Source organism: Serratia proteamaculans (assembly GCF_008830365.1).
In the GTDB taxonomy this organism is placed as follows: Bacteria; Pseudomonadota; Gammaproteobacteria; order Enterobacterales; family Enterobacteriaceae; genus Serratia; species Serratia proteamaculans.
This window is the reverse complement of the sequence record NZ_WBKI01000006.1, coordinates 228116-237958: the sequence shown is the minus strand read 5'-3', so window position 1 is coordinate 237958 and position 9843 is coordinate 228116. Positions and strand designations below refer to the sequence as shown.

The 9843-nt window shown below is 55.3% G+C and carries 9 protein-coding genes and 2 tRNA genes; 9 read left to right on the top strand and 2 right to left on the bottom strand.

The annotated features are described in order from the left end of the window. Nucleotides 1-48: 48 nt before the first annotated feature. The 6 genes from F8R23_RS20025 (at nt 49) to yjfF (ending at nt 5075) form a co-directional block, all read left to right on the top strand. Nucleotides 49-125: transfer RNA gene (locus F8R23_RS20025), tRNA-Asp, on the top strand. 53 nt (nt 126-178) lie between these two features. Then, a tRNA-Trp gene (locus F8R23_RS20020) sits at nt 179-254 on the top strand. Nucleotides 255-572: 318 nt separating this feature from the next. Beyond that, nucleotides 573-1529, top strand: coding sequence for a galactofuranose ABC transporter, galactofuranose-binding protein YtfQ (gene ytfQ / locus F8R23_RS20015; RefSeq protein ID WP_151415930.1), 957 nt, complete (start codon nt 573-575; stop codon nt 1527-1529). 23 nt (nt 1530-1552) lie between these two features. Further along, complete coding sequence (ytfR, locus tag F8R23_RS20010) at nt 1553-3067, top strand: galactofuranose ABC transporter, ATP-binding protein YtfR (RefSeq protein WP_112349210.1); 1515 nt, start codon at nt 1553-1555, stop codon at nt 3065-3067. Between the two features lie 17 nt (nt 3068-3084). Then, entirely contained in the window at nt 3085-4086 is a 1002-nt protein-coding gene (ytfT, locus tag F8R23_RS20005) for a galactofuranose ABC transporter, ATP-binding protein YtfT (RefSeq protein ID WP_165366413.1), read from the top strand. Further along, nucleotides 4083-5075, top strand: coding sequence for a galactofuranose ABC transporter, permease protein YjfF (gene yjfF / locus F8R23_RS20000; RefSeq protein WP_129937326.1), 993 nt, complete (start codon nt 4083-4085; stop codon nt 5073-5075). The genes ytfT and yjfF overlap by 4 nt, the downstream gene beginning before the upstream one ends. Nucleotides 5076-5079: 4 nt before the next feature. On the opposite strand, the gene hdfR is transcribed toward yjfF, so the two are convergent. Then, nucleotides 5080-5907, bottom strand: coding sequence for an HTH-type transcriptional regulator HdfR (gene hdfR / locus F8R23_RS19995; RefSeq protein WP_099065463.1), 828 nt, complete (start codon nt 5905-5907; stop codon nt 5080-5082). Between the two features lie 119 nt (nt 5908-6026). Between hdfR and F8R23_RS19990 the strand changes: the two genes are divergently transcribed. Further along, the gene (locus tag F8R23_RS19990; protein WP_085119975.1) at nt 6027-6365 is read left to right on the top strand and encodes a MaoP family protein; all 339 of its coding nucleotides are present in this window, start codon (nt 6027-6029) and stop codon (nt 6363-6365) included. 27 nt (nt 6366-6392) lie between these two features. Here F8R23_RS19990 and F8R23_RS19985 read toward each other — a convergent pair whose 3' ends face one another. Next, nucleotides 6393-7916 (bottom strand): YifB family Mg chelatase-like AAA ATPase, encoded by a 1524-nt coding sequence (locus F8R23_RS19985; protein WP_151415929.1) that lies wholly within the window; start codon nt 7914-7916, stop codon nt 6393-6395. Nucleotides 7917-8257: 341 nt separating this feature from the next. Between F8R23_RS19985 and F8R23_RS19980 the strand changes: the two genes are divergently transcribed. Next, complete coding sequence (locus F8R23_RS19980) at nt 8258-9490, top strand: MFS transporter (RefSeq protein WP_112349206.1); 1233 nt, start codon at nt 8258-8260, stop codon at nt 9488-9490. A 133-nt stretch (nt 9491-9623) separates the two neighbouring features. After that, complete coding sequence (gene ilvL, locus F8R23_RS19975) at nt 9624-9722, top strand: ilv operon leader peptide (RefSeq protein WP_015962288.1); 99 nt, start codon at nt 9624-9626, stop codon at nt 9720-9722. The last annotated feature ends 121 nt before the right edge of the window (nt 9723-9843 follow it).

Below are 9843 nucleotides of genomic sequence, written 5' to 3'. Positions count from 1 at the left end.
CCATGAGCGGTTTTGCCACATCGAAAGATGTAACGTGAAAGAACCGGTGGAGCGGTAGTTCAGTTGGTTAGAATACCTGCCTGTCACGCAGGGGGTCGCGGGTTCGAGCCCCGTCCGTTCCGCCACTTATTTAAATTATGCCTGCTAATTTTAGCAGGCATAATGTTAAGCATGATTTAGGGGCGTAGCTCAGTTGGTAGAGCACCGGTCTCCAAAACCGGGTGTCGCGAGTTCGAGTCTCTCCGCCCCTGCCATATTAGAAACCCTTTGCGAAAGCGAAGGGTTTTTTTTGCTTTCTACTTTTCCTAAATCCTCGCTATTCCCCTGATAAATTGCCTAAAAACCCTACCAAACCTGTTCTCAATTTAGACATTTTTAGCTGGATCCATGTACAAAATGGTTGTTCTCCCGTGATGTGATGCCGCTCATTATTCCTGCCTGATTTTCGACTACACCTAATGGGTGTCCGAGTCTTTGGATACCTACTTCACCAGAAAAAAATGCAGCATACACAACAACAGTTACCGCTGTCTGAGGCCACCAGGAGCCAGGGCAGTGCGGGGAGAACAAACATGGTTAAACGTCTGCTGTTAGCGGCCGCCATCACTGGCGCATTGATAAGTACGGTACAGGCGGCACCGCTGGTCGTCGGTTTTTCTCAGATTGGTTCCGAATCGGGCTGGCGCTCTGCGGAAACGAAGGTATCGAAACAGGAAGCGGAAAAGCGTGGTATTACGTTAAAAATCGCCGATGCGCAGCAAAAACAGGAAAACCAGATCAAAGCGGTCCGATCCTTCATCGCCCAGGGTGTTGATGCCATTTTCATTGCACCGGTAGTCGCCACCGGGTGGACTCCGGTACTGCAAGAGGCCAAAGAGGCCAAGATCCCGGTATTCCTGCTCGACCGGATGATCGAAGTGAAGGATCCCTCGCTGTATACCGCAGCGGTGGCGTCCGACAGCGTGCATGAAGGCAAGGTTGCAGGCGAGTGGCTGGTTAAAGAGGTCGCCGGCAAGCCCTGTAACGTGGTGGAACTGCAGGGGACCGTGGGCTCCAGCGTCGCCATCAACCGCAAGAAAGGCTTTGCCGACGGCATAGCCACCGCTGCCAACGTTAAAATCATCCGCTCGCAATCCGGCGACTTTACCCGCAGCAAGGGCAAAGAAGTGATGGAAAGCTTTATTAAAGCTGAGCAAAACGGCAAAAATATTTGTGCGGTGTATGCGCATAACGACGACATGGCGATCGGTGCTATTCAGGCAATCAAAGAGGCGGGCTTAAAACCGGGTTCACAGATCAAAATCGTCTCTATCGACGGTGTCCCTGACATATTCAAAGCGATGATGAATGGTGAAGCCAATGCCACGGTCGAGCTGACGCCGAATATGGGCGGCCCGGCGTTTGATGCGTTGTTGGCGATGAAGAAAGATGGCACTCAGCCGCCGAAGTTTATCCAGACCGAATCGAAACTGCTGCAGCCGGATACCGCGAAACAGGAATTCGAGCTGAAGAAAAGCATGGGCTATTAATCCACTCACCGGCGGGACAGAAGATGGTCACATCTCAAACCACGTTATTGGCTATCAAGGGATTATCCGTTGAGTTCCCTGGCGTTAAGGCGCTGGAGCAGGTTGATGTCACGTTGCAGCGCGGAGAGATTATGGCGCTGCTGGGTGAAAATGGCGCGGGGAAATCCACGCTAATCAAAGCGCTAACCGGGGTTTATCAGCGTTCCGCCGGGGAGATATTACTGGAGGGTACTGCCATTGCCCCACAGAGTACTGCACAGGCGCAGCTGCTGGGGATTGGTACGGTTTATCAGGAAGTTAATTTGCTGCCGAACATCTCGGTGGCGGCTAATTTGTTCATTGGCCGTGAGCCAACGCGCTTCGGCCTGGTCGATCAAAAAAAGCTGCTGCACCAGGCCCGGCAGCTTTTGCTGGGGTATGGATTACAGTTGGATGTCAGTCAGCCATTGGGCAATTACTCCATTGCGATCCAGCAGATTATCGCTATCGCGCGGGCGGTCGACTTGTCGGCCAAAGTTCTGATCCTGGATGAGCCAACTGCCAGTCTGGATGCCAAAGAAGTCAGCATGCTACTGGGTATTCTCGGCCAGCTCCGCAGCCAGGGCATGGGGATGATCTTTGTCACCCACTTCCTCGATCAGGTTTACCGTATTTGCGATCGCATCACTGTACTGCGCAACGGTAAGTTAGTGGGGACCCGAATTACCGCTGATTTACCGCGTCTGGAATTGGTACAGATGATGCTTGGCCACGCGTTTGACGAGTCGCTGCTTAAACGAGGTGAGCACGCGCCAACGGATGCGCCATCCCTGGTCGAATTCAGGGGTTATGGACGACGCGGCATGGTTGAACCCTTTGATCTGCAAATCCGTCCGGGCGAGATTGTAGGCTTGGCCGGTCTGCTGGGCTCTGGCCGCACGGAAACGGCTCAGCTGATATTCGGTATCAAACCACGCGATAGCGGCAGTGCGAAAGTTGAGGGTCGTACGGTGAACATCCGCACGCCCCGTAAAGCTGCCAGCCTCGGTTTTGGTTATTGCCCAGAGGACCGAAAAACCGACGGGATTGTCGGTGCTGCGACGGTAAGGGAAAACATCATTCTGGCCCTGCAGGCGCAACGTGGTTGGTTAAAACCGTTATCGTTGCGGGAACAAACCCGTATTGCCGAGGATTATATCCAACTGTTGGGTATTCGCACGCCGGGGCCGGAGCAGCAGATCCAATATCTGTCCGGCGGAAATCAGCAGAAGGTGTTGCTGTCTCGCTGGCTGGCGACCAAACCACGCTTTTTGATCCTGGACGAACCAACGCGCGGCATTGACGTTGGCGCGCATGCTGAAATCATCCGCTTGATCGAAAAACTCTGTGACGAAGGGCTGGCGCTGCTGGTGATTTCTTCCGAGTTGGAAGAGCTGGCAGGCTATGCCGATCGTATCCTGGTGCTACGCGACAGAAAACACGTGGCGCAGCTTGAGCATGACGCCATTACGGTACCTGCGATCATGCAGGCGATAGCCGCGCAACAGGGGGCTGAATGAACCTCAGGAGTTTCTCCATGACCGGTGGACCACGTAAAGTCAGATGGGTCTTCCCCGCAGGGGCGACACAACTGGGGGCGCTGGCGGTAATTTTGTTAATCGACAGCTTGGTCGCCCCGAATTTCTTTTCCATCCACATTCAGGATGGTCGACTGTTTGGCAGTGTGATCGACATTGTTAACCGTGGCGCGCCGGTAGCGTTATTGGCATTAGGCATGACGTTAGTGATCGCCACCGGCGGTATCGACCTTTCGGTGGGGGCCGTGATGGCTATCGCCGGTGCCACGGCCGCAACGCTGACCAGCGCCGGTTATCCGCTGGGTTACGTGCTGGCGGCTGCCTTGGCGGCGGGTGCGCTGTGTGGCCTGTGGAACGGCTTTCTGGTGGCGATACTGCAGATACAACCGATTGTCGCCACGCTGATGCTGATGGTGGCCGGTCGCGGTATTGCGCAACTGATCACCGAAGGACAAATCGTCACCTTTGAACGAGAAGGGTTGGCTCGGCTTGGCAGCGGTGCGCTGATGTATCTACCGATGCCGGCGATCATTGCCGCAGTGATGCTGCTGTTGATCTGGCTGCTGACGCGTAAAACGGCGCTGGGGCTGTTTATCGAAGCCGTGGGCATCAATCTGCGCTCGGCACGCAACGCGGGGGTCAGTACGCGCTGGGTGGTGATGGCGGTCTATGTCATCTGCGGACTCTGTGCTGCGGTGGCCGGGATTATCGTCACGGCGGACATCCGCGGTGCAGACGCCAACAATGCCGGGCTGTGGCTGGAGCTGGATGCGATCCTGGCGGTGGTGATTGGTGGCGGCTCATTGCTGGGCGGGCGTTTTAACCTGCTGTTGTCGGTGGTGGGGGCATTAATCATTCAGGGGATGAATACCGGTATTCTGTTGTCCGGCTATCGGCCGGAATTTAATCTGGTGCTGAAAGCGATCGTGGTGCTGGCGGTGCTGATGGTGCAATCACCCAGCGTCTCGTTGCGCCAACTGCTTAGGAGAAGAAAGCCATGATCAAACGTAATCTTCCACTGTTGATTACTGTTCTGGTGTTCCTTTTGGGCTATGGCTTTTGCCTCACCCAGTTCCCCAGTTTTGCCTCAACACGGGTATGGTGTGACTTGCTGACCGACAACGCTTTTCTTGGCATTGTCGCAGTAGGCATGACGTTTGTGATCCTTTCCGGCGGTATCGATCTGTCGGTCGGCTCGGTGATCGCCTTCACCGGGGTGCTATTGGCCAAATTGATCGGAACCTACGGTATCGCACCGGGCTATGCGTTTGTTATTGCGCTGCTGATGGGCGCGTCGTTCGGCGCATTGATGGGCTGGATTATTGATGTGCTGAAACTTCCGGCGTTTATCATCACTCTGGCCGGGATGTTCTTCGTGAGGGGCATGAGTTTTATCGTCTCGGAAGAGTCGATTCCCATTGATCATCCGTTGTATGCCACGCTGGCGAACTATGCCTGGAAACTGCCGGGCGGTGGCCGCTTTACGTTGTTGGCGTTGGTGATGCTAATGGTGGTGGCGGTCGGCATAGTGTTAGCGCACCGCACCCGCTTTGGCCACAACGTCTACGCTATCGGCGGTAACCGGGTGTCTGCGGCACTGATGGGCGTGCCTGTACAGCGTACGACGGTGCTGATTTACCTGCTCTCAGGCACATTGGCAGCCTTGTCCGGAATTATTTTTTCGTTGTATACCTCGGCGGGCTACGCGCTGGCCGCCAGCGGCGTGGAGCTGGATGCCATTGCCGCGGTAGTCATCGGTGGCACCTTGTTGACCGGCGGGGTTGGTACCGTGCTGGGTACGCTGTTCGGCGTGCTGATCCAGGGGCTGATTCAGAGTTACATCACTTTCGACGGCACGCTCAGCTCCTGGTGGACCAAAATCGTTATCGGCATCCTGCTGTTCTGCTTTATCGGCCTTCAGAAGGCGATGAGCGCGTTTTGGCTTGGTAGACGAACCAAACCCCGCCATCCTCGTCTGAAGCCGTTATAGCGCCTCATGCTGTGGTATTTAAAGGTATTTTCAACAGTTGGCGGATCAACGGCTGTTGGTCGCTATTTTGCAGCCAAACGGCGTACAGCGGGCGGATAATCGGCGGGATATCTGCGGTGGCGGCCAACTGCGGATAGTCCTTCTCCCATTGGCTGGGCAGGAAGGCACAACCGCCGGTGGTTTCCAGCAGTTGTCGGGTCAGGTGTGCGGAGGTGGTGGTCAGCACCGGCAGGGTATCCCCTTCCAGCATACGGCTTTCTTGTTGGTGGAAATCCGCCCCCCATTCCAGCTTGATATACGGCATCGGTGCTTGTTTATCTCGCAGGGTGGAGGAGAACAGCCGCAGTGAAAAATTGCCCAATAGCTGGCTGGCCAGCTCATCCATCTTGGGCGGTTCAGTGGTGATGAGCAAATCGAGCTGCCTTTCATGCAGCTGTTTTACCAAAGAGTGCCGTAACGCCACCCTGGCTTCCAGTTGTAACGCCTCACGTTGTTGATACAGCGATTGCAGCCACGGGGTCAGATAAGCTTCCCACAGCGACGCGGTGGCGCCGATGGACAATTCGGTATGTTGCAGCGAACGCACCACCTCTTTTTTTGCCAATTGCCAGGTCATCATCAGGCTCTCAGCATAAGGCAGAAGTCGCTCCCCAGCTGGCGTCAGCCGGATATTGTTACGATGACGAGTGAATAAATTCGCGCCCAATTGGGTTTCTAACTGGCGGATACGAAAACTGACGGCAGACTGTGTTAAGTACAAGGATTCTGCAGCTCGGCCAAAGTGACGCGTTCTACTGACCTCCAAAAAGGTTTTCAGTAATTCGGTATCCACACCCATCTCCAGAAATTTTTATCGTTAAGATTTAAATGTTTTGTTTTACACAATGTCAAGCCTATCTAATACTCCGCGCCATAAACAGCACGGCCATGAGAGAATTAGGAGCGTGTCAGATGGCGGATAGCTTCACCACGACCAATCGTTTTTTTGATAATAAACATTATCCTCGCGGGTTCTCCCGTCACGGCGATTTCACCATTAAAGAAGCGCAATTACTAGAGCGTTTCGGGTATGCGTTCAACGAGCTGGACGCAGGCAAACGTCAGCCGGTCACTGAAGAAGAACAGTTGTTCGTCGCAGTGTGCCACGGTGAGCGTGAGCCGGTTACCGAGCAGGAAAAAGTATGGGCTAAATATCTGGTGCGCACACGCCGCCCGAAAAAATTCCATACCCTGTCCGGCGGCAAGCCGCAGGCTGATGCGGTGGAAGATTACACCGACAGCGACGATTGATATCGATGGGGCCTTTGGGCCCCATTTTTATTCCAGGCTGCGGTGTAGCTGCAGCAACAGGCGGTCCATACTGCGGTAGCCAAGTGCTTCGCTCAAATGGCGCTTATCAATATCCCGATCCCCCGCCAAATCGGCCAGTGTGCGAGCCACTTTTAAAATCCGTTGCCAGGCGCGAACCGATAATCCCAATTTGTTTAACGTCGTCTCAAGAAAGTCCGCATCTGCCTCGCTCAGTGCGCAATCCCGTTCAACCTCGTGATTATTCAGCAGGGCATTGATCTTCCCGGCACGTTCGAGCTGCCTTTCACGTGCCAACAGCACCCGCTCCCGTACCTGTGTGCTACTTTCACCGGCGATGCGTCGTTTGCTTAGCACGCCCGGTGGCAGTAGCGGCACCTCAATCGATAAATCGAAACGATCGAGGAACGGCCCTGAAAGCCGTCCGAGATAGCGCAGCACCTGTTGTGGGGACGCGCGGTTGTGCATGCCCTGATAATGCCCGGTCGGGCTGGGGTTCATGGCCGCGATCAACTGTACCCTGGCCGGAAAGCAGACCTTGGCCGTGGCGCGTGAAATGACGATCTCGCCAGACTCCAGCGGTTCACGCAGGGCATCCAGCACCCGTCTTTCGAATTCAGGTAACTCATCAAGAAACAGCACGCCGTTGTGCGCCATGGAAATCTCACCCGGTCGCGGCAGTGAGCCGCCGCCAACCAGCGCGGCCATCGAAGCACTGTGATGCGGTGCACGAAACGGCCGCTGTCGCCACGGCAGCGCTTGCGCGGGATGGTGCAGCAGGCTGGCAATGGCGATGCTCTCCAGCGCCTCACGGTCGGTCAGCGGGGGCAGCAGGCCATTCAAACGGCTGGCCAGCATGGTCTTCCCGGTCCCCGGTGGGCCGACCAGCAGCAGGTTGTGCCCCCCGGCCGCGGCGATCTCCAGCGCCCGTTTCGCCTGTTCCTGGCCCAGGATATCTTGCAGATCGGCTGGCTCCTGCGCGCTCTCCATTGCCGGCGGCGCGCTGGCTATCGGTAAGTCCCCTTTACCCAGCAGAAAGGCGCACACCTCCAGCAGGTGTTCTGCCACCAGGGTTTCGCTCTGGGTAATCAACCCCACCTCCCGGCCATTGGTGGCAGCCAGAATCAACTGCCTGCCCGCTTCCATCGCTGCCAGCGCGGCGGGTATCGCGCCACTGACTCCCCGTAGTGCGCCGGATAGCGCCAACTCCCCAAGGAATTCATAACGAGCCAGCTTATCGGCCGGTAACTGTTCGGAGGCGGCGAGGATCGCCAAAGCGATCGGCAGGTCGTAACGCCCACCTTCCTTGGGTAAATCGGCCGGTGCCAGATTGACGGTGATACGCCGCGCGGGAAAGGTGAAGCCATTGTTGATCAACGCACTGCGCACCCGATCGCGGGCTTCTTTCACCGTGGTTTCCGGCAGGCCGACCATGGTCAGGCCGGGTAGCCCGTTGCTGATATGCACTTCCACCGTAACCGAAGGGGCCTGAACGCCCAGCGTGGCTCGGGTATAGATAACCGCCAGTGACATATTGCTCTCCTTGCTGAAGGCAACATGATGCGGGAGATGGGCCAGCGGAGTGTGGCAAGCTTGGGGTATTTGCGTGCTGATTCGTAATTAAAATTATCAATTTCATAAAGATAACGAATTTTTGTGCAGAGCTGCGCAAAGGGTGGCAATACCCCCTAACAATTGCGTGAATGCTGCAACAAATTAGCAAGCTAACCAAGTTGCGGTGAGAGGGGGAATGGGTGTATTTAACAATTGATTAAAATAAAAATCACTTCGTTAACAAACTCCGACCGCCGTCGCCTTCCGACACGGCAGCCGCTAAACCTCATGACCTCGTATTCCAGAGTAGGGATAACACTATGTTTGGTTGGACTCCGCTGCAACGCAATGCAGCCATCGCCAGCTTTTCAAGCTGGACGCTTGATGCTTTCGATTTTTTCGTGCTGGTCTTTCTGCTCAGCGATATCGCGCAATCTTTCCATGTCGGCATGGAGGAGGTGACGCTGGCGATCCTGCTGACGTTGGCAGTACGCCCGATTGGCGCACTGATCTTCGGCCGGGCGGCGGAAAAATACGGCCGCAAACCGATTTTGATGCTGAATATTGTCTTCTTCTCGATCTTTGAGCTGTTGTCCGCCGCGGCACCGTCGTTGACGGTATTCCTGATACTGCGCGTGTTGTATGGCGTGGCGATGGGGGGGATCTGGGGTGTGGCATCGTCGCTGGCGTTGGAAACCATTCCGGACCGCTCGCGTGGCCTGATGTCGGGGATTTTCCAGGCCGGTTACCCCTTTGGGTATCTGTTGGCGGCGGTGGTGTATGGCCTGTTGTTTGAGGTGATTGGCTGGCGCGGGATGTTCGTGATCGGCGCAGCACCGATTTTACTGCTGCCATTTATCTACTATTGCGTGCAGGAGTCGCCGGTGTGGCTGGCGGCGCGTGAACGCAAGGAAAGCAGTGCGCTGCTGCCGGTGCTGAAGAGCCACTGGAAGCTGTGCGGCTATCTGGTGTTGCTGATGGCAGCATTCAATTTCTTCTCGCACGGCACCCAGGATATGTACCCGGTATTTTTGAAAGTTCAGCACGGTTTCGACCCTAAAACCGTCAGTATCATCGCCATTAGCTACAATATCGCGTCAATTATCGGCGGTGTTTTCTTTGGTGCACTATCGGAAAAAATTGGCCGCCGGAAGGCGATTATCATTGCCGCGCTACTGGCATTGCCGGTGATCCCGCTGTGGGCATTTTCCAGCGGCTCGCTGATGCTGGGGATTGGTGCTTTCCTGATGCAGTTCATGGTGCAGGGTGCCTGGGGCGTGATACCGACTTATCTCACCGAACTGGTGCCGGCCAATACCCGTGCGGTGCTGCCTGGGTTTGTTTACCAACTGGGTAATCTGATTGCTTCGGTCAACGCCACGCTGCAGGCGACGATTGCCGAGCATCATGGCCATAATTACGGGCTGGCGATGGCGATTATTGCCGGCACGGTGGCTATCGTTATTGCGCTATTGGTGTTCTTGGGTAAGGACACGGGCAGCAAGGCGATCTCGGACGAGGCGAAATCTTCGGGTGTACAGGCTAACGTTTGAAATCCGGGCATTTTGCACGAGGTATGACCAGATTGCGCCGGATAATAACGCAAAAAAAGTGTTGTCATGCCGCGCGGGACTATGGTACCTCTGTAGGTATTAGTTCGAAACGAGCACAGTGAACAAACTTATTATGAAAGCCTTTGCCCAAGTGATTAGCCTAGTCGTGATTAGCGTGGTGGTGATTATTATCCCACCGTGCGGGGCTGCACTTGGACGAAGAATGGCTTAGAAAACAAGCCGGAATCGCAAGAGAACCCCCGCACCGAAAGGTCCGGGGGTTTTTTATTGGCAAGAGAAAAGTGAAGCGAGGATAAGACAATGAATAACAGAACAAAATCCTGCAGTTGCCG